21 protein-coding genes are annotated in these 23413 nt (G+C 45.6%); 1 reads left to right on the top strand and 20 read right to left on the bottom strand.

All coding sequences use genetic code 11. The features are described from left to right. Positions 1 to 87: 87 nt before the first annotated feature. The 20 genes from NSB28_RS09525 to NSB28_RS09620 all read right to left on the bottom strand — a co-directional run bounded on the left by NSB28_RS09525 (position 88) and on the right by NSB28_RS09620 (position 22658). The gene (locus NSB28_RS09525; RefSeq protein WP_109625001.1) at positions 88 to 315 is read right to left on the bottom strand and encodes a type II toxin-antitoxin system MqsA family antitoxin; all 228 of its coding nucleotides are present in this window, start codon (positions 313 to 315) and stop codon (positions 88 to 90) included. 843 nt (positions 316 to 1158) lie between these two features. Continuing rightward, complete coding sequence (locus NSB28_RS09530) at positions 1159 to 2370, bottom strand: tyrosine-type recombinase/integrase (protein WP_109625003.1); 1212 nt, start codon at positions 2368 to 2370, stop codon at positions 1159 to 1161. A gap of 148 nt (positions 2371 to 2518) precedes the next feature. Next, the gene (locus NSB28_RS09535) at positions 2519 to 3736 is read right to left on the bottom strand and encodes a tyrosine-type recombinase/integrase (protein ID WP_109625004.1); all 1218 of its coding nucleotides are present in this window, start codon (positions 3734 to 3736) and stop codon (positions 2519 to 2521) included. Between the two features lie 84 nt (positions 3737 to 3820). After that, on the bottom strand, positions 3821 to 4051 hold the full coding sequence (locus NSB28_RS09540) for a helix-turn-helix domain-containing protein (protein ID WP_002571063.1): 231 nt from the start codon (positions 4049 to 4051) through the stop codon (positions 3821 to 3823). 552 nt (positions 4052 to 4603) lie between these two features. After that, complete coding sequence (locus tag NSB28_RS09545; protein ID WP_109625005.1) at positions 4604 to 5017, bottom strand: sigma factor-like helix-turn-helix DNA-binding protein; 414 nt, start codon at positions 5015 to 5017, stop codon at positions 4604 to 4606. A gap of 572 nt (positions 5018 to 5589) precedes the next feature. Beyond that, entirely contained in the window at positions 5590 to 7557 is a 1968-nt protein-coding gene (locus tag NSB28_RS09550) for an ABC transporter permease (RefSeq protein WP_109625006.1), read from the bottom strand. After that, the gene (locus NSB28_RS09555; RefSeq protein WP_109625007.1) at positions 7544 to 8311 is read right to left on the bottom strand and encodes an ABC transporter ATP-binding protein; all 768 of its coding nucleotides are present in this window, start codon (positions 8309 to 8311) and stop codon (positions 7544 to 7546) included. Before NSB28_RS09555 ends, NSB28_RS09550 begins: the two co-directional genes overlap by 14 nt. A 101-nt stretch (positions 8312 to 8412) precedes the next feature. Beyond that, positions 8413 to 9426 (bottom strand): sensor histidine kinase, encoded by a 1014-nt coding sequence (locus NSB28_RS09560; protein ID WP_109625008.1) that lies wholly within the window; start codon positions 9424 to 9426, stop codon positions 8413 to 8415. Beyond that, a complete protein-coding gene (locus NSB28_RS09565) occupies positions 9423 to 10091 on the bottom strand; it encodes a response regulator transcription factor (RefSeq protein WP_109625009.1) in 669 nt (222 codons plus the stop codon). The genes NSB28_RS09560 and NSB28_RS09565 overlap by 4 nt, the downstream gene beginning before the upstream one ends. A 131-nt stretch (positions 10092 to 10222) precedes the next feature. After that, positions 10223 to 10639 (bottom strand): 2-thiouracil desulfurase family protein, encoded by a 417-nt coding sequence (locus tag NSB28_RS09570; protein WP_109625010.1) that lies wholly within the window; start codon positions 10637 to 10639, stop codon positions 10223 to 10225. 25 nt (positions 10640 to 10664) lie between these two features. After that, positions 10665 to 11084, bottom strand: coding sequence for a nuclear transport factor 2 family protein (locus NSB28_RS09575; RefSeq protein ID WP_109625011.1), 420 nt, complete (start codon positions 11082 to 11084; stop codon positions 10665 to 10667). A 12-nt stretch (positions 11085 to 11096) separates the two neighbouring features. Beyond that, positions 11097 to 11684, bottom strand: coding sequence for a DUF2812 domain-containing protein (locus tag NSB28_RS09580; protein ID WP_109625012.1), 588 nt, complete (start codon positions 11682 to 11684; stop codon positions 11097 to 11099). Next, positions 11681 to 12004, bottom strand: a complete 324-nt coding sequence (locus tag NSB28_RS09585) for a PadR family transcriptional regulator (RefSeq protein ID WP_004841007.1) — start codon at positions 12002 to 12004, stop codon at positions 11681 to 11683. Before NSB28_RS09585 ends, NSB28_RS09580 begins: the two co-directional genes overlap by 4 nt. Before the next feature lie 133 nt (positions 12005 to 12137). After that, positions 12138 to 14519 (bottom strand): ABC transporter permease, encoded by a 2382-nt coding sequence (locus NSB28_RS09590; protein WP_109625013.1) that lies wholly within the window; start codon positions 14517 to 14519, stop codon positions 12138 to 12140. Positions 14520 to 14598: 79 nt separating this feature from the next. Next, on the bottom strand, positions 14599 to 16983 hold the full coding sequence (locus NSB28_RS09595; protein WP_109625014.1) for an ABC transporter permease: 2385 nt from the start codon (positions 16981 to 16983) through the stop codon (positions 14599 to 14601). Positions 16984 to 16997: 14 nt separating this feature from the next. Further along, the gene (locus NSB28_RS09600) at positions 16998 to 17663 is read right to left on the bottom strand and encodes an ABC transporter ATP-binding protein (RefSeq protein ID WP_109625015.1); all 666 of its coding nucleotides are present in this window, start codon (positions 17661 to 17663) and stop codon (positions 16998 to 17000) included. Positions 17664 to 17792: 129 nt separating this feature from the next. Next, positions 17793 to 20450, bottom strand: coding sequence for an ABC transporter permease (locus NSB28_RS09605; protein WP_109625016.1), 2658 nt, complete (start codon positions 20448 to 20450; stop codon positions 17793 to 17795). A 101-nt stretch (positions 20451 to 20551) separates the two neighbouring features. After that, a complete protein-coding gene (locus NSB28_RS09610; RefSeq protein WP_109625017.1) occupies positions 20552 to 20812 on the bottom strand; it encodes a hypothetical protein in 261 nt (86 codons plus the stop codon). Positions 20813 to 20940: 128 nt separating this feature from the next. Further along, on the bottom strand, positions 20941 to 21972 hold the full coding sequence (locus NSB28_RS09615; RefSeq protein ID WP_109625018.1) for a sensor histidine kinase: 1032 nt from the start codon (positions 21970 to 21972) through the stop codon (positions 20941 to 20943). Continuing rightward, on the bottom strand, positions 21969 to 22658 hold the full coding sequence (locus NSB28_RS09620) for a response regulator transcription factor (RefSeq protein ID WP_109625275.1): 690 nt from the start codon (positions 22656 to 22658) through the stop codon (positions 21969 to 21971). The genes NSB28_RS09615 and NSB28_RS09620 overlap by 4 nt, the downstream gene beginning before the upstream one ends. A 259-nt stretch (positions 22659 to 22917) precedes the next feature. Between NSB28_RS09620 and NSB28_RS09625 the strand changes: the two genes are divergently transcribed. Further along, the gene (locus NSB28_RS09625; protein WP_109625019.1) at positions 22918 to 23274 is read left to right on the top strand and encodes a helix-turn-helix domain-containing protein; all 357 of its coding nucleotides are present in this window, start codon (positions 22918 to 22920) and stop codon (positions 23272 to 23274) included. Positions 23275 to 23413 lie beyond the last annotated feature (139 nt).

Consider the following 23413-nt stretch of genomic DNA (forward strand, 5'->3'; position numbering starts at 1 on the left):
TAAGACATAATGCAAAATTTTCTATTTGTCAGTTACGTGTTAGTTACCGATATTCTTTTATATATGCGCATACTGCAACATTATATATCATGCAACTTTGCTATAATCAATAATAGAAATTTCCTGCATTACTTTCTTTGCCTGTTCTACGATATTTTCCAACCGTTTCACTACATCTGCCGTGTAAATCACTTCATTGCATTCTGTGCATTTATAACAGGGGACATTTCTGACAATCACAAGGCAGCTTCCCAAGTCTGTCACATCTGTCGTGAATCCCTTCTCAGCTTTAGCGCCACACTCCATACATAACATATTATCGCTCCTTTCTAGTCTTTAAATCTGCTTCCCATTGTGTAATATCGGGATAGTACGCCGTTATCAAATAAAATCTTCATTTCTGCTAAGCGCTATATGCATGTATCTATTATCAGTACAACAACCAATATTGCTTCATTTCTCAATTTTCTGTTGAATTAAATAAATCATTATGATATATTATAGATAGAAAAGGAACAACCGCCCACAAGGTGGTTGACCGGTTAATGAGATAGCAAAGCCACCCGAACCGACCAAGTATTAGGGTGGTTTTTGCTATGTATAGTTACTTACAAAACGTAAAAACGAATGTAAGCAATGCCAAAATGAAAAGACCAAAGGTCATTAAATCCTTAAAATCAAAACGATTTCTCATAGGCATCACCCCCATTCTATTTGAATGAGGTCAACACACCCTGTAACACGATTGTTCCATAAATGAATTTTATCATATTATCCATATTCATACAATTCTTAATTTTCTTCATTGGATATCTTTTACCTCATACACTCTGTCATATATAAGACATAATATAAAATTTTCTATTTGTCAGTTACGTGTTTGTTACCTGTCAGTTACCCATATATTTCCACATTCTTTCAAGCTATTTTATAACTATTCAAAACATAAAGAAACCCTTGAAAACGTTGCATTTTCAAGGGTTTTGATAATTCTCTTATAAAGTTTCTTATTATCTCTTTGAGAACTGCGGAGCACGACGTGCAGCTTTGAGTCCGTATTGCGCGAGTTTTTGAGCTGTTTTCCCTTGATATTCCGGGCTTTTCCGGCTTTCTGCTTCTCAGTTATCCGGTGTGCGGACCATAAAAAACGGCCTTTTTTCATTCAGCGACAGGCTGATGAAACGCACCATTTACTACCCCAAACAGCTCCTCTGGTTTATTGTACTTCACTTTTGCATAGATGTCCATAGTTGTTTTGCTGTTTTCGTGTCCGGCAAGGTATTGTACTGTCTTTGGATCAACGCCCGCATAGAGAAGATTGGTGATATAAGTGTGCCGCAGCTGATGGGGTGTCACATCGAAGTCCAGCGTATATTTGATTTGGGGTTGATTCTTCTGGGTCATACCCAGCGTTGGAGTAACCGTATATTTGATACTCTCCCCATTTACATACTTATAATAGTTCCGGGGCTTGGTGGAACGAACAACTACATACTGCCATACTCTTTGAAACTGCGAAGCAGCCAGCGGCTCCCCTTTGCTGTCAGCAATCACATAATCTGATATGGAGTTTTCTTTCGCTTCTCTCAGACACTCTACCAGACACTTTGGTATCGGAATATCCCTTTTTGCCGCCGGAGTTTTTAGCACCGTAGAAATCACGGGTCTGTTATGCTCTGTACGCCATGCCCGCCTCACCGATAGATAAGGTGTATCCTCGTCCAGAAATACACAATCCCATTGCAGTGCAAGAATTTCTTCCCGGCGCAGACCGGAATACAAACCGAGCATAATAAACAAATATGGAGGAAGTCCCTTGACGGTATCCAGAAGCACGGCTACCTGCTGATCTGTCAATGCCTCCTTCTTTTTTGTCGGTTTTCCGCCTTTACCGGATATTCCTGCACAGGGGTTGTGTTCAAGGAGTTGGTTTCGCTCTGCCGCATAAAAAATGCACTTGAGCAGCATATTGACCTTATTGTATAAGCCTTCCGATTTCTTTGACAATGGAACAAGAGCCAGCCGAATATCGTCAGCGGTCACTTCTTCCATATACATCTCTCCCAGGGGTTTGATGATATAGTTTGTCATATCCCTCGTATAACCTCTGAGTGTAGACGCAGACACCTTTGCCGACTGCATCAGCAACCACTTCTCGCCATACTCGGCTACTGTCGGGTGCTGCCGGTGAAAGATAATTTCTTCCACCTGCTTCCGGGCCTCTAACTGCTTCTCATACAATTCTTCACAAGTAGTGGCATACAAACTCAACTCTTTGCCATCCGCATCCGTAATCCTGGTTCTGTAATACTGGATTCCTTTCAATGTAATGGTCCCATACTTCGGGATCTGTGCTTTCTTTTTTGCCATCTTTGATCGTCCTTTCTTGATAATGTGTAGTCTCCGTATCTACACTCTCTTTTTATCAGAAAGCCTCGATTTAATCAAAGATACGGCTGATGCAAAATAAAGAGCGAGACATCCTTGCCTCGCTCCTGCTTTACTTCCTATTTTATTATTACTGTGCTGTGTCCCAGCTTGCAAACGCACAGCTCATTGATCTGACCAGCTCATCCGGCCTGTTATACTTAACCTTTGCATAGATGTCCATGGTAATCTTGCTACTTTCATGGCCTGCCAGGTATTGAACCGTTTTGGGATCTACCGACGCATGAATAAGATTGGTGATGTAAGTATGCCGCAGCTGATGGGGTGTTACCTCAAAATCCAGACTGTAAACCACTTTTCCGTTATGAGCGGCCTTTTCTCCCAAGACAGGTGTGACAGTATGTTTTACTCTTTTTCCATCTTCATACCGATAATAGCTCCGCTCCTTGACCGTCCTCGTAACAATATACTGCCAAAGCCGCTTAAACTGCGTGTAGGACAGCGGTTCGCCATCCCGGTTTGAAACTACATATTCCGAAGTCGAAGTTTCCTTTGCTGCTTTCAAGCACTCGGCCAAACAAACAGGGAGGGGGATATTTCTCTCCGCAGCCTTGGTTTTCAATTCATCCGAAATCACCGGTCTGTTATGTTCGGTGTGCCATGCCCGTCTTACCGTCAGATATGGAGTATCTGTATCCAGATATACTGAATCCCATTGCAGAGCAAGAATTTCTTCCCGGCGTAGACCCGCGTACAAACCGATCATGACAAAGACATAAGGCGGCAAATCTCGGATAGCATCCAAAAGGCGCTCTGCCTGTTCATCTGTCAAAGCCTGACGATCCTCTTGTGGAACACCACCACCCTTTGTTGTCAGATAAATCGTTGGGTTATGGTCAATAATCCTGCTTTCCATCGCTGCGCGAAAGATAGACTTGTAAAGGATTACCACAGATTTATAAACCGATGTAGATTTCTTGGAAACTGGAACAAGGGCAAGCTGAATATCATCCAGGCTAACCTCGCCCATCCGTTTATCTCCCAATTCCGCTATAATATGTCGCCTGACCTTTGAAGTGTAATCCGTCAAGGTAGTGGCTCGTACATGAACCGACTGCATCAGCAGCCACTTTTCACAATACTCTGCAACTGTGGGCGTTTTCCGATGAAAAGTAGCATTCTCAATCTGTTCCAACGCAAGAGTTTCTTTGTTATATAGTTCTTCAGGTGTTTTTGCGTAGAGAGCTACGAGCTTTCCATTCGCATCTTTGATTCTGGTCCTATAATATAGGACACCTCTTTTCATAACTGTGCCATATTGGGGAAGCATTATTTTTCTATTTGCCAATTCCTCCACCTCCTAAAAAAGATCTCCAGCGCTGTACCTTTGTTTTATCAAACATCTCTGATTCCATCAAGGATACGGACTGGCTCACGATCTTCCGCTTCGAGGCTTACGGTAAGTTGTGCTTCTCTCAACAGGCTTTGCCCTGTGCGTACATTTTGCGATATACTCCTGGAGACCCGCCGCAGTAAAATACACACAGCCATTCTGAACATACTGCACATAAGAGATCAAGCCGTTGTTACGGGCGGCATCCAGCGTTGCGATGCTGATTCCTAAGATTTCAGCCGCTTCTTTTCGTGTAATGAGTTTTTCCATAGACCATATTCCCTCCAATCTGTCAAGGTTATCATCGTGCTTTCAAAATCACATGAATACGCTGGCAGCCGAAACTGCCAGCGCATGGTATCTGATTTTGAGTAGAAAACGACCAACAAAGAAAGTAATCGCTTCCTAATTTTAATATGATTCAATTCTCGTCACATTTGCCACGCAACCCTGACGCTGGGAACATAGCAGGTCTCCGCTGGCGCGGTTGTCATAACTCCGCAGCGTCGTTTTACTCGTGCGCCGCAGGGTTCCCCCCAAGTCTTTAGGAGGCCGTGAGGAAGTATCTTTAAGCCCCCGTGCGGTCCTCGCGCCGGATCTGCCACCATCCGTTTTGTGAAATCGTAGATCGCTCCGAAACAGCGTTGTTCATCACCTCCCTGGCTGCTCCATCTTCGCGGCGTTCCACACTCGCTCGTACACGGGTTATGTACCTGTTATGCTGTCTATGAAATTGTCAAAGTGCTGTTGAAGGGGGAAAACTTGTCCTTCTATTAACTCTGACAAAAAAAGCAAAAAACAGGCGCTTCAAACGAAATTTTATCAAAAATATTTTGCCAGCTGTTTCAAACCGCGCCGGATGCTGTCCCGGACACGGCTTGGGTCTACACCCTCTGCTGCGGCGATCTCTCCTACTCTCATACCCAGATAATACCGGGCATAAATCCGCTTGGCCTGTTTCTCCGGCAGAGCCATTACTGCGGTGTAGAGTTGTTCCCGCAGCTGTTTTTCCTCCAGGAACATTTCCGGCGTCTGGGGCTTCATCAGGACCGCATTTTCAATGCCGTTGTCGCTGTCCAGAGAGTAATGCGCCTTATAGCGATACATTCTCCGGTCATAGGCAGCTTCTGCACGCTCGGTGGCACGAATCGCCTCCAGCACATCTTCTGTTACTTCTACAAAGTGATCTGTTTTATAAACATCAGGATATAGATCCCGAAGATTGACTTTTTTCATTGTGTACCTCCATTTCGATTCACGGGTAGTTAACGGGTGAATCGAATGGAGGCGGAGACCGGCAGCGGTAACAAACCGCTCGTCTATCTAAAAAACGGCAAGCAAAAACGCCAGCTCCCCACAAAGGGATACTGGCGCGACAAGAAAACCTATGATTATACTGGTTTACACAGATTGATAATACCGATATAAAAACATAATGCCCCGGTGGCGGGGCAAGGCTTTTTTTAACTGATGTAACTCATGGGTATTGTGAACCACTAACACAGACATGACGGCATCCTCCTAAAATGCCGCCCCTGCTGATTGCACGAGGGTCGTCGGGTTTCTGCTTTTCGCAAAAAGAAACGGCGGCCTTGATCTACTCAAAACCGCCGCTCCATGAGCGCGTAGGAATGTGTCTACTGTACGACGGCTTTTTTTCTTTTGCCGTCATCCGGTAGATTTAATCACACTTTCTATCTTACTTGTAATTCTATAATAAAGACCAAATGTTGCAGAAATCTCCTAACCACTTTCTTTTTCGGCAAGAAAACAGGCTGAATTGCTTCATTTTTGTAGCAATTCAGTTTTTATCTCATTTCCGGTCGAAGAATAACCCGTTTGAATAAGAACATTGTTGCACCAAAATAGGTCAGGTAGATTGCACAGAATAGCAGGATCGTCACCAAACCATAAAGAGGCACAAGTCCCTGCTGCAAGATTGCCTCTCCGAAAAAGAACTGTGCCCCTGCTATCAGCAAAACCGTCAGCAAAAGAGGGAATAGCAGTGGGATCAAAAAGACTGTGGACAGTTCCCTGCGTATCAGGGAGGCTTGCCTGTGCCCCGGTACACCCAAACGGTCAATAACTGCATAATTCTTCTGGTTTTTATCTATGGCAGAAAGCTGCTCAAATGCAAGCACCGAGCAGGATAGAATGATAAAAATAATGCTTAAATACAATCCGCAGAACGAAATGGCTGTAAATCCAGTCAGCGAATTGGCAACACCCCACGCCTTTACTGTAACACCCATCGTTACTTTTTCCGGGAGCTGTTGACTGGACTGCAATTCCGGCTGCCATTTCCCACTGTTCAGGAATTGCTTCAAGTCACTTTTCAATTCCGGGTATCCGCCATCTTCCAGTTTCATAGCCAGACGACTTTTTTCTCCGACTAATTGTGAAGCTGCTTCATCCGGCAGAACAAGCACATATCCCTTCGTTCCAGCCATTTGATACTGCTCCATCGGCTCTGTCAGGATCGGTGTTTCTGCAACGGTCAATGTCCGACCATTTAATGTGATCTCCGGCTGTTGCTCCAAGCCTTGTCGGATTCCGTCCATATAGTTCCATGTATCACAATGAACCAAAAATTCGTTGTTGCCCATGACAACAGGAGAAAGCCCCAGGATTTCGCGCAGGTGGTTATAGTCGGACAAGGACAAGGCTTCAATCGGTTTTTCAGGAACCGCATACAAATAATAGCTCACAGAATCCTCGACTCCACAATGATCCTCTGTAAAGGAAACGATGGAATCCATGCTGGATTTTTCCAGAGGTGCATCAATCGCCACGCCTGCATCATAGGGATAATAGGCTTTCATATTGGCTTTGTAGCCGGCTCCCATTGTAAGCCCCACAAACATGGTTGCCAGAGATACGGTCAAAAGAATTGCCACCACAGCCATTGTCCGACCAGCAGAATGGATGCGCCGTCCAATCTGCCCCAAAAAGAACAGATTTTCTTCTTTGTACTTATGGCGCAGATTTTGTTTTGCAAATCGGTGCAGCAAAAGTGGAATCTGGCGATGCAGCTCGTAAACACCCGCCAGAATGAGCAAACAGGCTCCGCCAAGGTACAAAAATGCTTCATTGGTTTGTGTCTGAAGCATCCGCCCAAGCAAAATCACGCCTGCAACCATTGCGGCTATTGAAAGCAATACTACCAAAAGACTATGGCGGAATGATTTGAAACGGTATTCTTCATTCTTACGGTTATCATACAGAAGATCAATCACTTTCTGATGCCGGATAATCTTTGCTGCTCGGAGCGTCCCAAAACCATACATCAAGGCAAAAAATAAAAAGGTTACTGCCCACGCCCGGAGAGAAAAGGAAACCTGATAGGTATGCGGCACCTCAAAGATATTTTTTACCACTTGATTTAGCAAACCGGAAAGCCCTGTGCCAACCAAAGAACCAAGCAGAAAGGCTCCTATGCCGATAATGCTGTTTTCAGCAAGAAACAAATTTCGTACTATCTTTGCTTCCATGCCGATCAGTTCATAGGTTGCAAATTCCTTTTTCCGTCGTCCCAGCATAAAGCGAATCGCATAACCGATCACAAACGAGGACATAAAAGCAACCAGAGCTGACATAAGCAAAATTCCAGTAGTCAGCATCGACATATTCTCTGCCATAGCAAGAACATCTGATGAAAAGCCCAATGCCAAAAATGAGTACATCAATGCCGCAGTCAAGGTAAGCGTCACAAAGTAAATGATATAATCCCGCAGGCTTCTGCGGACATTACGAAGTGCCAGTTTAGCGTACATCATTCATTCCCCCTCCCATCATGGTGAGGACATCCAGGATTTTTTCAAAGAAAGTCCTACGGGAATCACCGCCCTTACGGATTTCCGTGAAGATTGTCCCATCCCTTAAAAAGAGAATACGATTGGCGTAACTTGCCGAAAAAGCGTCGTGTGTCACCATCAGGATTGTGGCTCCGAGATCTTCGTTGATACTCTGGATCGTAGAGAGCAGCATCTGGGACGAGTGACTGTCTAACGCACCGGTGGGTTCATCCGCCAAGATCAGCTTAGGCTGGTTGATAATGGCTCTGGCACAGGCGCACCGCTGCTTCTGACCACCAGACACCTGATAGGGGTACTTATCCAGAATATCCGTGATATTCAGCTTTCCGGCCATTTCCCGCACCCGTCCATCAATCTCGCCTGCTGGAACCTTGTTTATGGTCAGCGCCAGGGCTATGTTTTCCGAAATGGTCAGCGTGTCCAGCAGGTTAAAATCCTGGAAAACAAAGCCAAGATTTTCCCGACGAAACCGGGCAATCTGTTTTTCATTGATTTCCGTCACATCGATCCCATCCAGATAGATATGTCCCGCACTGACGGTATCAATTGTGGAAATACAGTTGAGCAGGGTGGTCTTGCCGGAGCCGGATGCTCCCATGATTCCGACAAATTCTCCCTCTTGAACGGAAAAGCTGATGTCCTGAATTGCTTTTGTAACATTCCCGCCATTTCCGTAATATTTTTGGATATGATCCAGTTTCAAAATTTCTTTCATTGTTATCACCTCTGATCTCTATTGTAGAATAAGAACGACTTCGTTTGTATCAAGTTTTCTTACAAAGTTCTAACAAAAATGTAAGAAGTGCAGAACGCTTTTCAGTCCTGCACTTCATGAATCAGACAGTTGATGTGAAAAGAAAGGGAAATGGCTGTGCCATGTTCCGACGACTCCGCCGTAATGCCAATACCCAGCTTTTCACAAAGCCGTTTGCATAGGTACAGACCAATTCCTGTGGATTGCTGTACCATACGACCATTCTGACCGGTAAATCCCTTTTCAAAGATGCGAGGCAGATCGGATGCAGCAATTCCGATTCCATTATCCTCCACGACAAGGACAACCTGATCCTGCCGTTTATGGGTAGAAATGCGGAGGATCGGCTGCTCAATACGATACTTGACCGCATTGGCAATCAGTTGGTTCAGAATAAAGCGCACCCACTTTTCATCTGAATAAACCGTATCCTGCATTTCCTCCACTTCCAGGTGCATACCACTTTGGAGCAATAGATATTTGTTATCTGCAATCGCCTGATGCACCACCTGAGACAACGCCATTTCCCGAACGGAATAATCTTTCTCTGTATGCTCGCTTCGAGCGTAGTAAAGAGCCTGTTCGGTAAAACGATTCGTCTTTTCCAGTTCCAGCAGGAGTTCCTTTGTCCAGTCCGTCCGATGATTTTCACATAGGAGTTTCATGGCAGTAATAGGGGTTTTGATCTCGTGAATCCATTGCTCAATGTATTCCTTGTACTCCAGGCGTTCCCGCTCGACCTCTCCAATCTGCTCCAACATGGATTTTCCAGCCATTTTCAAAAGCTGATAGTAAACCTGATCCTCAGCCTGTTCCGGCAACTCCATCACTTCGGAAATGAGGTATCGTTCTGAAAGCTGTTCCGCCATATCCAGAAGTTTTTTCATCTGCCGCTTCCGTTTCCAGTAAGTAAGGACAAGTCCAGCCAACAAAATCAATGCCCATACAATCAGGATCAATAATACTGCGGAAACCGAGTTGCCGCACACCAGTAGAAATACAGTGAGCGCAGCCATACAAACAAGGTTCGTCAGCAGAAATGGCAGTCTGTTTTTCCAATATCGTCTGCTGTTCATATCGTGTACCCCTGTCGATGCTTTGTCTTAATAAAATCTGTCAGACCAATGCCCGCCATTTTTTCCCGGATACGGTTGATATTAACGCTCAAAGCATTGTCATCCACATATAACTGATTGTCCCACAAATACTCAATCATATCTGCACGAGAACAGATTTTTCCTCCGTTCTTGAAAAGGTAATAGAGAATTTTCAATTCGTTCTTGGTAAGTTCTACGCTCTGTCCATTATAGTCTAAACTGCTGAATTCCATATGCAGCACTGCATCTCCATAGACGATCTGTTCCCGTTGCTGTGTGGGATAGGCTTTTTTCAACAGAGAAGCAATTTTCGCAAGCAGGATTGCTGTGTTATAGGGCTTCGTGATAAAAGCATCTCCACCCAGCATGATGCTGTTCAGTTCGTCCATATCCGTGTTGCAGCTTGTCACAAAGATGATTGGTACTTCGGAAAATGTGCGAACCTCGGTGCAGAGAGAAAAGCCGCTGATTCCCGGCAGCTTGATGTCCAGCAAAACCAAGTGTGGTTGTTCAGCTTTGATCCGGTCGATCACATCAGAAAAATCTTCCGGAGCCACCGTTTCATAGCCGTTACTTTGCATCAGCGTTTTCAATTCATTCCGTATCAACGGATCATCTTCTATTATCAATATTTTTTCTTTCATATCAGCCTCCGTGAAGAAAACTACTATATGTAGTTGCTCATGCTCCCATTGACATTTGCATCAGGCGAATATAAAAATGCAGCCTTAATGCGTTAGGAACCTTGTCCCTCAACAAATGAAAAATGGTAAACTTATATTTCTTCAACATCAATGACATTATATCCTCTTTGTTTTAATGCCTTTGCAAACAAGCCCATTCCGGGAATTAACTTCCCAGTGAAGCTACCATCATATATCTGATTAACACCACAGGTAGGACTTCTGGATTGTAATATAACTAAATCAATCTCTTCATTCTGAATTTTCGATAATGCAACTGCCACTGCTTTATCATATTCTAAACTAACATCATTTCCGTTTTCATCAACTACTCTCCCATCCACAATTTCTGCACAGGATCTGGGAATTTTCATACCTGCTAATACTTCTGGGCAGATAGAAATAACTTCTTTATCTTTCAAGAAATTGATAGCCGCTATATTTTCGTTGTTTTTCCCATTATATTTACAGTTCACTCCCATAATACAGGCACTAACCAATACCTTCATCCTTTTCGCCTCCCTAAGCTTTCAATCAAAACCAATTCACTTTTTCTGCTCTAAATTGAGGAGTATCGCCTTCCTGGTATGGATTATAGGTATTGCGATTACACCCAAATTCTTTCAACGACTTTATTCTATTATCCTCTGTCCATTCAACCAGCGAGATTCCATCAAATTCCTCTATACTTCCATTGTTCATTTCATTTTTGAAATACCACTCTACAATCGTTTGATCTCCCTTATGGAAGAATTGCTTGATTTTCCAAACAACTACCTTGCCACGGGTATTCCATTCCTGAAACCAATGCTTTACTGTTTTTCGGTTGTTATACTGGGGACTCCAACTTTCTGTATAAATCACATCTTCTGCAAATATATCATCAATCCCCATATCCTGCTGATTGAGCCACATATCAAACCATAGTCGGATTATTTTTTCTCGTTCATTCATGATATAAACACCTCACCATTCTTTTGTCTTACCTTCGCGTTTGTTCTGCATAACCTTGGTTTGATATACGAGAACAGGAATCAGAGAAACCAGGGCAAGCACACCAAAAACTACCGAGCGTTTTGCAACCGCAAATATTGCGAACATGAGCAGTATCAGCAACCACGGATTACGCAGATTTCTGTAATAGTTTTCCTTGTCCTCATAAGAAGTATGAAGTTCAAATGGCTTACCGTCATTATCCTTTTCTACAATCAACAGTTCCCGGTTAAAGGTGGTGGCATTTGTTGCTATGCGTCCTCCTCTTTCAGCCCATGGCCGTAGACGCACTTTACCAACAGAGTAGTTCAGGTTGATGTTTTTATAAAATACTTTGTAACCCATCCCCTCTAAAAACTCATGATAATCTGACGCATCGACCTTCGATTTTTGCCCGATAAACTCCACACAGTATTTTACCTGATCCGGTTTACACTCCTCAAATTCATACAACATTTTTTCCGCCCGAATCAGACGATAGCCCTTTTCAGACATTTTATTCAGCCAATGTTCCTGGGCAGTCAACAAACCGCCAAAGAAACGATAATACTTTTTGCTCATACTGCACCTCCAATAATTCCATTAGCCACGCCTACAAGTTCATTGAGCCTTATAAGTTCCTTTTCTGCAATTTCTTTTCCTTGCGTTGTAATGAGATATTCTTTTTTCCGTCCCGCACTATCTCCAAAAGGTGCAATCCAGCCTTTTTCCTGCAACGAGTTCAACGCACCATATAAAGTACCTGCCCCCAGCGTGAGCCGCCCTTTTGTACTATCTTCAATAAATTGCATGACAGCATATCCATGTTTCGGGGTATAGAGGGAGAGCAAAATAAAGAATGTCACCTCTGTGAGCGCACCACCTTTCGCATTGTCTCGCATAACACCTACCTCCTCATTACGGTTACTGTAATAAATATATCACTAACCGTAATAGAAGTCAATAATGAGCCAAAATATAACGACAAGCCTAAAAAGCGGGGCAGCACGCTGCCGCCCCGCCAATCCTATACGGTTATTCCATCGCTCGCATTTCTTCCACAAGAGATTGATTTTTCTGTCTGCGCATTGTCCAGAAGGACAGGATAACCTCCAGGCCAAACAGCACCAGAACGAACAGCCCCATTTGCAGGAAAGGGAACGAATATGGCATTGCTACATGGAAAGTCATTTCGCTGAATTTTCGGGCAGCTATCACTGCAATCGGGAGGCCGACTGCCAGAGTTGCCAGCGCAGCAGAAAACGCATAGCAAATTCCCTCATAGATGGTCATTTGACAGAGCTGCTTTCTGGTCAGACCGATGGCGCGAAAGACGCTGTTTTCCCTCTTTCTGGACATCTGATTGGAGAGTGTGGTATTGATGAGATTGACCACGCCAAAGAGGAATACCAACCACGACAGCGCCTGAAGCCCTCCGAAAACAACCCTGTTCTCCATTTCCTCATAATCCTTATGTATCCCAATGGTATCCAATTTAAGATCCGGATTGGAAGAAATGATTGCATTCAGGCTGTTTTCAATCTGCTCTGCCTTTTTAGGATCACCGACAATGCTCCAGGAATAATCAAAACAATCGATCATCGGCATTGCTTCCTGAAACAGCTCTTTGGTTGCAACCATGCAGGTGCTGTCCAATGCCAGAGGACCATGACCATTTTTAAGCCCATCGTTTATGAGCAGACCGGAAACAGTGACAGGAATCTCTTGATCCCCTATGGTAAGTTTGATAACTGACCCCACATCTACACCGACCATATCTTCCGCATATTCCATATCCAGTGCAATACTATGGGAATCTTGAGGCAAAGTCCCCGACACAAGCGCTGCTTCCATTTGATCTCTGTTTCGGTCACTCAACAGATCGCACATTCCACCGGAAGAACTTTCCTCATTCTCAAACCGCACATGAACCGCCTGACGATTTTCTATCACATCTGTTACGCCGTCTACGGCCAGCACTTCCTGCCGAAGCGTTTCATTCAACGGATTTCCTTCCGACATCACCTCATATTCTGATTCTTCGGAATTGATATAGATTTTATAATCCCCATCCGGGAAAAACTGTCTTGCGATACGCTCCGGCGAGCGGACCAAAAGAATAGATGCTGTCACCAAAAGAATCACGCCGCCCAGGCTCAGGGAAGCCACGATGCTGATCGTCTTTTTGCGGTCACGCCTAAAATTTGCAATTCCCATAGAGAGCGGATTTAACCGCATATTCTTCTTATGTGTGTGGGATTTACTGCTCTGACTGCCGGTAAAGCGGACTGCTTCAATCGGGGAGATACCTGCGGCAATCTTTACCGGTCTGCGGATCGCAATAGATACCATAAACCAGCCAAGCAGTGCCGTCAAAACAATCGCAGCTGCATAAAACGGCAGATGAAATCCACGGGAAAACAGGGCAAACCCGACTGCACACCCCAGAAAAATACCGATTCCAATGCCGGCCCATCCCAAGAAACGGCCTTCCTTTTTGACAATACGGCGGATCTGCTTGGGCGTTGTGCCGATGGTCCGCAGCTGTCCATAGCTTTGGATCTTGTCATTGATAGAGATCCGGAAGATACTTTGTATCACCACATATCCTCCGATGATGACCAGAACTGCGATGCCGGCAACCAGCGCCAGCATACTGACATTCACAGGCTGCTTATAGAATTTCATATAGCTGAGGTTCATGACCGGCATTTCCAGCTGATATTCCTTTGCAATCTCCCGGCTGCGGGCAGTCAGTTCTGTTTCATCCATTTGCTGCTCATTCTGAAAATGCACATAAGCGCGATAATCAGCGGGGTCATAGCCGCTCCATCCTTTCAAAGCTTCTTTGGAAAGAAGAATGGAACAGCCATTTACCTCTTTTTCCTTATAGCCTTCCAGAATGCCAGTCACCGTATATTCTCCGTGAAAGCTCTCGCTGCTTAGCATAACCTTTTCGCCAATCCCGGCGTCTGCACCATATTCGGAAAGGAAATAACGGCTGACCGCTACCTCATCCTCCTTTTGGGGCAGGCGGCCTTCCAAAAGCTTCATCTGGTCACGGGCAATATACATCGTTTCCTCATCACAATAAATATAGGAGGCGTTGTATCCCTGCTCCGCAGGTTCCACAGCCAGCATATAATACTCTCCTACCCTTGAGAAGTCATCCAGCCCCTTCAGGGTGGACACATCTTCCTCGGTAATCCTGGTATAGACTGCCTCATAGGTATCCTCCACATGATTTTTCTCTATCTGCCGGGTAGACAAAGCCATCACAATCGAAAAACAGATCAGACAGGATGCCAGCGCAACGGCGATCACCACCATCAGATTCCGGCGCTTCTCACTTTTCAAACTTTTTCTTGCCAGTTTCCTGACAATATTTCCTGTATCATTCTCAAATGGTACTGTCATTTTGATCATCTCCTTTAAGTCTTATATTTCTGCTGTCAGCAAAGCGGCGGCTTTCCGCCTCGGAAGCCGCCGCCTCTGGTTATTCCATGGTCTTAATCCGATCCACAAGGGAAAGCCGTTTGGAATAACGGACAGCAACCACAGAGAAGATTCCGGTCACAACCAAAAGTGCCAGAACAAAAACAACCGTTTCCATCAACGGGAACTGATAAGACAGTTCCCCGAAAATATTAAAACTGCTGATCACATAGTCCAAAATCCAGCCTAGGGTTCCGCCGATACCAACCGACAGTAACACCGTAACCCCTGCATACCACAGGCATTCTGCAATCAGCATACGGGAAACCTGCTTTCCTGTCATGCCCACAGACTGCAAAATCCCAATCTCCTGCTGCCTTGCCAGCAGATTGGTCATCAGGGTGTTGACCAGATTTACCATGGAGAACACAAACAGGAACGCCAGCAGCAGATAAACACCGCGGGTCATTGTCTTTAACTGCGATTCCAGGGATGCCGCATGGTCTGCCCTGGAAAATACCGTCAGCACCGGATTTTCCAGCAGGCTGAAAATAGACGCCCTGAGCGCATCAGAGTCCTCCGATGTATGAACATTCCAGACAGCCTCTCTGTTCTCAATATCCGGGTAAAGCTGGTCGGCCAATTCTTCTGTAAGGGTAAACAGCCCCCATGCGCCAGTTCCTGATGTCACTGACGGCTTCGCAATTCCCATGACCGTTACTTCTATGGCCTTGCCGTCCATGGATTCAAAGGTCAGCACATCCCCGATCGCAGGCGTATAGCCATAAAACATACTTAAAAGGTGATCTTCCGCGTCCGTCACGACCACACCGTTGTTTGCGGCAAGCTCCTCATAATCCGCACTGCCCTGTTCCAGATTTTCCTCCGGCAGCCATTGTTCCATCTGCTCCCTGTCAAACACCGGGAATTTTAATGCAACACTTTCCTGGGGGAATTTCACCGTTGCGGATGTCACTTCATGGCTGGTGATGGATTCCACTCCATCCAGGGCAAGCAGCTTTTGACGAAGTTCTTCTGTCAGCGGATTCTCCCGCGCAATATCAGGCAGTCCTTCCGCCCCTCCCGAATCCATCCAGCTGACCTCATAGTTACAGTGATCCCCCATGGCTTCCATCGCCATCTTTTCGGGACTGATGGAGTTCAGCACCGTAGCGGCCGTCACCAGAAATACACCCGTCAGTCCTAAAGAGGTCAGGGTGATGACTGTCTTTTTCCTGCTCCGCCTGAAATTCATCTGTGCCATGGAGAATGGCGTAATGCGGTGGTTTTTCTGATCTTTACGGTCTGTTGCCGTTTCATAACCGCTGGAGCGCACCGCTTCGATTGGGGATACCTTCGCCGCCATGCGGACCGGTGCATGGATGGACAGAAATACCGTCAGTGCGCAGGCTGCTGCGGTCGCAGCCAGATAAGGCAGATTGCCGAGCCAGCTCCAATGTGCTGGGTAAATTGCAAACCCGATCGTTCCCCCGACCAAAAGACCAAGGGTGATTCCCCAAAGGGATAACAACAATCCCTCCCGCCGCACCATCCGGCGGATCTGTTTCGGCGTGGTACCGATCACCTTCAGCCGTCCATATTCCCGCATTTTACCCTTTACGGAAATAAAGAAGATACTGTAAATGACCACGGCACAGGCAACCAGCAGAAGGATTGCCACCGGAATGTAATATTTCATCACGCCGGACTTAAAGCCCTGCATATCAAAATAGTTGGAACTGTAAAAAATCTGATCCTCTGCAACGCCGTTGGCAGAAAGGAATGCTGCAATATCCGCCTTGAGCTGTTCCAGCTCCATATCGTCCGCACCGGTATAACGAAGGCGGAATTCAAACAGCGGCTCTCCCTGTGCCATCTCCTCCACAAATGCTTCGGATACATAAAGCTGGAACATACGGGAGTCGTTCTCCACATCCATAATACCGCTGACGGTATAAGTCTGCTTCCCATTTCCCAGATCCACTTCTATGGTCTGCCCTACTTCTGCCGGGATTTCAAAATAATCAAGAAACGCCCGTTCTGCCAGAATTTCATTAGCAGCCTGCGGAAGCGTCCCGGTGAAAGAAGGTTTCTTCCCCAATTCCATCCAGTTGGCGTCCGCATACTCCAAGGTCAGAACGCTGTCACCATAGCGGGCGGAACCGTAATTCTGTGAAAGGCCCCAGCGTTCCACCTCCGGGCAGGCTTTTAATTTTTCAATCATGTCGCGGTCACAATTTACTACGACCGCCTGATACTGTCCCCGGATGTCCGCCTCCAGTTTTCTGTCGCTTCCCGCTCCTGCACAAAAAATCGCTGCCATCAAAGCGGCTGCCAGGGCAATCGTTATGATCACAAACAGGTTGCGCCGCTTATCTGTCTGAATGCTCCGTGCCGCCAATTTTTTAATGACCGGCCCTGTATCATTTTCAAAAGGCAATGTCATGTCTGCCACCCCCTTTATCCAACGATTCTGCCATCCTCGATCCGCACGATGCGGTCTGCAAGCTGGGCAATGGCATCGTTATGCGTGATCATCACCAGCGTCTGGTTAAATTCACGGCTCGTTCTCTGCAAAAGCCCAAGCACATCGGCGCTGGTCTTGCTGTCCAGGTTGCCGGTGGGTTCATCGGCCAGAACGATTGCGGGCTTTGACACCAGGGCGCGGGCGATTGCCACACGCTGCTGCTGGCCGCCGGAGAGGTTGTTTGGCATATTCTTCAGCTTATCCTCCAGTCCCAGCATGGACACCACATCCGCCATAAATTTCTGATCCACCGTATCCCCGTCCAACTCCACGGGCAGGACGATGTTCTCATACACATTCAGGATCGGCACCAGATTGTAGTTCTGGAAAATAAAGCCGATATTGCGGCGGCGAAAAATTGTAAGCTGCTCGTCGTTCATCTTCGCCAGCTCCTTATCCCGCACCATCACGCTGCCGGAGGTAGGGGTATCCAGACCGCCCATCATGTGAAGCAGGGTGGATTTACCGGAGCCGGAAGTGCCGACCACCGCTACAAATTCGCCCTCCTCCACAGAGAAGTTCACGCCATCCAGGGCGCGGGTAATGTTCGGCTCTGTGCCGTAGTATTTTTTAAGATCAGTTGTCTGCAAAATTTTCATAACAGTTACCTGCCTTTCTTAATTTGTTGAGTATAGGGTAAAGGACAAATGTTGCAGAATTGTCCTAAACGATATGAAAATCTATGGTGAATTGCTTCAATTTTAGGACAATTCGTTTTGCAGTGAGACTCACACATTTTCATCCTTTAAGACTTCTACAATAATATCCCTGCGGATTCTTCTGGAAGCCGCCCTGTAAATCCCACTGATGACCATTAGCACAAGGACAACATAAGCTATCAGTCCTAGTAACGGGAATACCTGAATGAACTCCATAAAAGTCACATCCTGCATCCACATCAGAACTGTGGCGATCAAAAACAGGATTGGTAATCCAATGACCAAAGGCTTTCCTCCAAGGAAGAACCCTTCTATATGGAGCAAACGGTCAAGACCTTTTCTATCCAGTCCCACAGAACGCAGCATGGCAAATTCCTTTCTTCTTTGATGCAGACTGTTCAGGATCGCCACTGCTGCCGATGAGATTCCAATGATGCCAAATAATGCGGTCAGACTGTAAACGATCAGCATGGTCGCATCGGTCAGTCGTTCTCTGTCCAAAGCACGCTGTGTCTTGCTGGAGGTATAGAAATCACTCGTTCCCAAATAAGTACCACAGATCTGCTCTGCCTGCTTCTGTACTTCGGCATCCAGCCCATCTTCCACAAGAAGATTCATGTAAGTCCTGTAATTGTAAACTGCACGATCCTCTCCAAAATTCTGGATAATCTCATAGTATTGATCCATCGGCACAAGAATGGGTAATGTATAAAAAGCCATATTGCGCCCAATCTCCGGCATTTCAGGAAGCACAGATGATACCGTCACATCAAAACGGTAATCCCCCTGAATGGAGTCTAAAAACTTCTCTGTTAGTTCTAAAGACTGACCTTTTTTGAGGTTTAGATATGGAATCGTATCTTTTTTGGCTTCATAACCTCTGGAGTCAGGATTTTTTACAACAGAATTGACAATGAGTGCAGCGCCCGGATCAGAATAAGGTACACCTGACTGCATGAGATAATCTTCATAGGCATTCTGTTCCAAACCGATCAATACGCATGGGATACGGTAGCGGCCATCACGCTTTGCTACATACTCACCAGCCGCTTTTGTTCCAAATCCTCCAGCGGAAAGAAATTCTTCCGATAACTCATTTTCTGAAACCCAGAGCGCACAGTTCGCCATCGTATAAGTGGCCTGTTCTTCTATGTGGGGCAGCTGCTTTAATTCCTCCATAAGTGCCGGCTCTATTTTCTGACCGGATTCCATTGTAATATTGACATTAAAGTGGCTGTCCTGTTCTGCTTTGGTATTGTTAATATCTGAAACGGAAAAAACAGCCAGAAAACTGAACATCAAAAGCATACACAGACTCAGCGTTACCGTACAGGTACGAAACAGCCTCTTATTAGCCGCCATGGAGTTTGCAGAAATATTTCCAAGGAATCCAAAGCACTTTTTCAGGATTGGATGCTTTGCTGATTTTTTCAAAGAAGGATTGCTCCAGCTTTCTTTGACCGCTTCAATCGGGCGAAGTTTTCCCATCTGCCGGGCAGGACCAGAAGCAGCCAGGCGAACCGTCAGGAACGAGAGAATCACGGAAACCACTGCGACCCACGGGGAAAAGGAAGCTGTTATCCGGCTCCCGGTCACTTCCTGCATCAGGTCAGAGTATGCTGCCAATACGCCATAGGAAAAAAGGTATCCAAGTCCCACAGAAACCAGAATGGGAAGCACAGACAGCCAGCGTGCCTCATATACGATCATCATGCGGATCTGCCTTGGCGTCATTCCAATGGATTTTAAGATTCCCAATTCCTTTACCTTGCGTTTCGCAGAAATAGAAAAAGCCCCCCGAATGATATAGGCAAATACCGCCATAGATGCTGCCATGACCAACCCCAACGCCAGTGTAAGTTTAGGAAGGTCACTGCTTAGGAAATGCCCCGGTGCATAAATCCCATACATCCCAAGCAGGGCTGTATGGTAACGGAAAGGATAGTCGCCAAATTCATCCGGCTGCAAGCCAATATCCTCCGCTATCTGCGGGATGATTTCATATACTTTTCGTGGCTGCGTTACTTGAAGATACGCAACGACACCTGTGTCCTCCGATAATGCGGCCGTGTCCAGCCATCCATACGCAGGGTAGCCGTTATATGCGCTGGAAACCGTCATATCAATCTCACCAACAATGGTGTACTGCACATTTTCTGTTTTCACAAATTCTTCCCCGCTTTGAATGGGGGAAAGAAAATCCACAGTTGTATTTCCGATCCTGCGTTCGCCCAAGTCCAGGTTCAGCTGATCTCCAATCTCAACAGATGGATTCTGCTCAAAAAAGCTTTTTCCAACGACAATTTCTCCCGGCGCCTGGGGAACCCGTCCCCGCAGGATCAGATTCTTTTCCCGCATACCGCCCCAATATGCCCCATCACAGTTTTGGATCAAAAGATAGGGCAGACCGGATGCAGCAGGTAATGAGGCGGTCTGATTATCTCCTTTTACCATGATGGTCTGGATATTTTCGTTATTCCGAATCAAATCCAGCTGACCAGCATGAATCTCCAAAAGCTGTGCATCCCAATCACCGTAGGCTTCAATCTCCTGCTGCACACTTTGATTCCAATAGCTTTGGACGAATGTGCATAGCGAACACAAAAAAGTTGATGCGATCAATATGGCCGCCATGATAGAAATGGATGTACGCCGGTTTGCTTTCATGTTCTGTTTTGCCAGCCGCTTTACAATCCGGCTGGTATCATTTTCAAATGGTAATGTCATAGCCATTCACTCCTTTCGCTGTCATCCTAACTCTCAAATGTTGCAGAAATATCCTAAAGGTCCATCAATTTAATGGGAAATTGCTTCAATTTTAGGACAATTCATTTTCGCGTGTCTTTTTTATAAAGCCGGATAGATATAAGCCAAACCGTTGCTAACTGAATTGCAACAAAAAACAGCGTCAGCCAAACGCTCTCATAATAAAAAATATCTGTCCAGAAGATCACCAGATCTACCAGAGCCACCACACCAGCCGACCATCTGATTTTTCTTGGAAAGAAGTGCCGGAGCAGCAGAACAACAACGACCGACGGGATCAGCAAGCAAGCTGCATTGATGAGCAATGTCTTTGTAATTTCCATAGAGCCACCTCCAATTTCAGGATGTTGCTATCAGCATAAATCCCAAATGTTGCAGAATTGTCCTAAAATCCATTGTCCTCTAAAAATTTTTCAAAAAAGGCAGCCTGCCAAAACAGACTGCCTCAGAATTATTTTATGGGCAGGAACACGGAAAAAGTTGATCCTTCCCCAACTTTAGACTCAACGGTAATATAGCCGCCCTGCATGGTAATAATTTCACGGGCAAGGTATAAGCCGATTCCAACCCCATCTATATCATGCACTGCTTCATCCCGATAGAAGCGTTTGAAGATCGTACCCTGAGAATGCTCCGGGATGCCTCTGCCTGTATCCGTCACATCTATCCTCAAATACATCTCCCAATCCCGTACCCTCACCTGGATGCTACCACCAGCAGAGGTGTACTTTACTGCATTATCCAGAATGTTAAACAATGCTTCGCAAGTCCAGCGGCTGTCATGGGATATTATCAGATCAGATGGGCAGTCCACCGAAAGGCTGATCTCTTTTTGTTCCATCGGAGCCAGAACACCATTGATGGCGTTCACCAGCGTATCCCCGATCACAGCATCCTGTTTCTCCAGCGTAATGACACCCGTTTCCAGACGGGAAGTTTTCACCATTCCCTGAATGAGAAAATCCAATTTATCCAGCTGCGTACCCGTGGCCTGCAAAAACTCCTTGCGCTTTTCTTCTGTCAATGGCCGTGTCAGCATGGTATCGTTGATCAGCTTCAGATTTGCGATAGGGGTTTTGGTCTGATGGGAAATATCCGATACCAGGGATTGCAGTTCTTCCTTTTCTTCCTCCGCCGTATGTCTGGTCTTTTGCATCACATTGTAGAGCCGTTCCAGACGGTGGCTGATCCGGGACAGCAGTGTTTCCGCTTCATAGTCTACCTTGGGCCGGTCTGTACTGTCCATCATGTGATCCAATGTCTGGCACAAACCATCGGTAAACAGAGAAAGCTTCTTTTGAAAGTAGTGCAGGAAAACCACGCCCCAAATGTAAAATGCAACTGTCAAAATAATGCCGCAGATGACAACCCGCACATCTTTCGTCATCAAGAAAAAAATCAACAGCAACAAAGCGGCAGTGAGCAGAGTCCCTGCCACAATTTTTCTCAAAAATGCCCTGACGGATAAATTTTGCAGCTTCATCGAGGCTCACCGCCGATCCACTGATAGCCCATTCCATAAGCTGTCTTAATATATTTCCTCTCCTCTGTTTCGATTTTTTTGCGGATACGGCTGATGATCGTCGTTAGAGTATGCTCATCCACAAAGTCTCCATCAATGTCCCACAGCTTCTCTAAAATCTGCCGCTTGGTCAGAATAATCCGGGGGTTCTTTACGAACAGGAACAGGGTTCGATATTCCTTCGGTGTAAAGTCCAGGGATTCTCCGGCAAGGGACGCACTCTGCTCCGAAAAGTCAATTTTCAAAAAACCATCGTCAAACAGATCATGCCGAGGTGTCCGCAGCTCCAGATTTGCAAAAACCGCCGCCACTTTTTTACAAAGCACTGTCACAGAAAAGGGCTTAGTCACATAATCCGCGCCGCCGACTTCATAACCCTTGAGCATATCGCTCTCCTTATCATTGGCTGTGATAAAAATAATATAGGTATGCTGACCGCGATTCCGGATTTCTTCACACAGATCCAGTCCGCTGCCATCCGGCAGGTTAATGTCCAGCAGCGCCACATCAAACTCATTTTCCCGTAGCTTTCTTACCGCGCTGTCAAAATTAAAAACCGAAATGACCTCATATCCATCAGAGGTCAGATTATATGCCAAGGTCCGATTCAAAAGCTGATCGTCCTCTACAATTAAAATCTTCTTCAAAGCCTTCACTTCCTTTCCCAATTTTCCAATCATACTGATATTCTAAACATCAAATGTTGCAGAAATGTCCTAAATCTAAAAATCAAAAACATTTTTTATTTTTCCTTACTATTGACATTGTAACATAGCTCATCAAGGATACAAATGCACTTTCTCTATCATTCTCACAAAATCAGTATAATCATATCTATAGATAGATATAATAAGGTTATTCCTTTGAGTAAATCGGCACGATACAATATATTTGAGGTGAACGATTATGCCGATTGATGATTTGACCGCGTTGGGACAAAGAATGCGGGAAGCCCGAAAGAAAAAAGACCTGACACAGCAGGAGCTTGCGGATCTAAGCCATGTATCTATCAAGCAAATCGCAAAAATAGAAAAAGGAAAAATAAATCCATCCTATTTGATTTTGAAGGCATTGGCAAAGGTTCTGCCGATCTCTCTGGACAATCTGATCAATCCAGATGTTTCTCCAGAAGATGAGGGAGCCAATCAGATGAAGATGCTTTATTGTAGCTGTCCGTCAGAAATGCGTGAAACCCTCTTGCATCATACGCAGGAGACCGCGAAAGAACTAACAGAACTATCCGAGAAATTTGAAACGAATTGAGCCGGTGAGTGAAATTTGATTGTTTCCTCACTGGCTTCTTTCATTTCCGGGTAAAAAGAGGCAAGCAATGCCGGTGTTAATACACACCGACCCGCAGAGCGCAAAATCCCTCCGTGATTTTCCTCTCCGCTTGCTTGTT

This window comes from Murimonas intestini (assembly GCF_024622195.1).
GTDB lineage: Bacteria > Bacillota > Clostridia > Lachnospirales > Lachnospiraceae > Murimonas > Murimonas intestini.

Excerpts from the sequence above, each read along its gene's own strand:
- NSB28_RS09605 (WP_109625016.1), bottom strand. The coding sequence starts at position 20,450 with ATGACATTACCATTTGAAAATGATACCAGCCGGATTGTAAAGCGGCTG.
- NSB28_RS09545 (WP_109625005.1), bottom strand. The coding sequence starts at position 5,017 with ATGAAAAAAGTCAATCTTCGGGATCTATATCCTGATGTTTATAAAACA.
- NSB28_RS09565 (WP_109625009.1), bottom strand. The coding sequence starts at position 10,091 with ATGAAAGAAAAAATATTGATAATAGAAGATGATCCGTTGATACGGAAT.
- NSB28_RS09550 (WP_109625006.1), bottom strand. The coding sequence starts at position 7,557 with ATGATGTACGCTAAACTGGCACTTCGTAATGTCCGCAGAAGCCTGCGG.
- NSB28_RS09555 (WP_109625007.1), bottom strand. The coding sequence starts at position 8,311 with ATGAAAGAAATTTTGAAACTGGATCATATCCAAAAATATTACGGAAAT.
- NSB28_RS09540 (WP_002571063.1), bottom strand. The coding sequence starts at position 4,051 with ATGGAAAAACTCATTACACGAAAAGAAGCGGCTGAAATCTTAGGAATC.
- NSB28_RS09570 (WP_109625010.1), bottom strand. The coding sequence starts at position 10,639 with ATGAAGGTATTGGTTAGTGCCTGTATTATGGGAGTGAACTGTAAATAT.
- NSB28_RS09575 (WP_109625011.1), bottom strand. The coding sequence starts at position 11,084 with ATGAATGAACGAGAAAAAATAATCCGACTATGGTTTGATATGTGGCTC.
- NSB28_RS09595 (WP_109625014.1), bottom strand. The coding sequence starts at position 16,983 with ATGACATTGCCTTTTGAAAATGATACAGGGCCGGTCATTAAAAAATTG.
- NSB28_RS09625 (WP_109625019.1), top strand. The coding sequence starts at position 22,918 with ATGCCGATTGATGATTTGACCGCGTTGGGACAAAGAATGCGGGAAGCC.
- NSB28_RS09525 (WP_109625001.1), bottom strand. The coding sequence starts at position 315 with ATGTTATGTATGGAGTGTGGCGCTAAAGCTGAGAAGGGATTCACGACA.
- NSB28_RS09580 (WP_109625012.1), bottom strand. The coding sequence starts at position 11,684 with ATGAGCAAAAAGTATTATCGTTTCTTTGGCGGTTTGTTGACTGCCCAG.
- NSB28_RS09600 (WP_109625015.1), bottom strand. The coding sequence starts at position 17,663 with ATGAAAATTTTGCAGACAACTGATCTTAAAAAATACTACGGCACAGAG.
- NSB28_RS09585 (WP_004841007.1), bottom strand. The coding sequence starts at position 12,004 with ATGCGAGACAATGCGAAAGGTGGTGCGCTCACAGAGGTGACATTCTTT.
- NSB28_RS09615 (WP_109625018.1), bottom strand. The coding sequence starts at position 21,972 with ATGAAGCTGCAAAATTTATCCGTCAGGGCATTTTTGAGAAAAATTGTG.
- NSB28_RS09560 (WP_109625008.1), bottom strand. The coding sequence starts at position 9,426 with ATGAACAGCAGACGATATTGGAAAAACAGACTGCCATTTCTGCTGACG.
- NSB28_RS09590 (WP_109625013.1), bottom strand. The coding sequence starts at position 14,519 with ATGACAGTACCATTTGAGAATGATACAGGAAATATTGTCAGGAAACTG.
- NSB28_RS09530 (WP_109625003.1), bottom strand. The coding sequence starts at position 2,370 with ATGGCAAAAAAGAAAGCACAGATCCCGAAGTATGGGACCATTACATTG.
- NSB28_RS09610 (WP_109625017.1), bottom strand. The coding sequence starts at position 20,812 with ATGGAAATTACAAAGACATTGCTCATCAATGCAGCTTGCTTGCTGATC.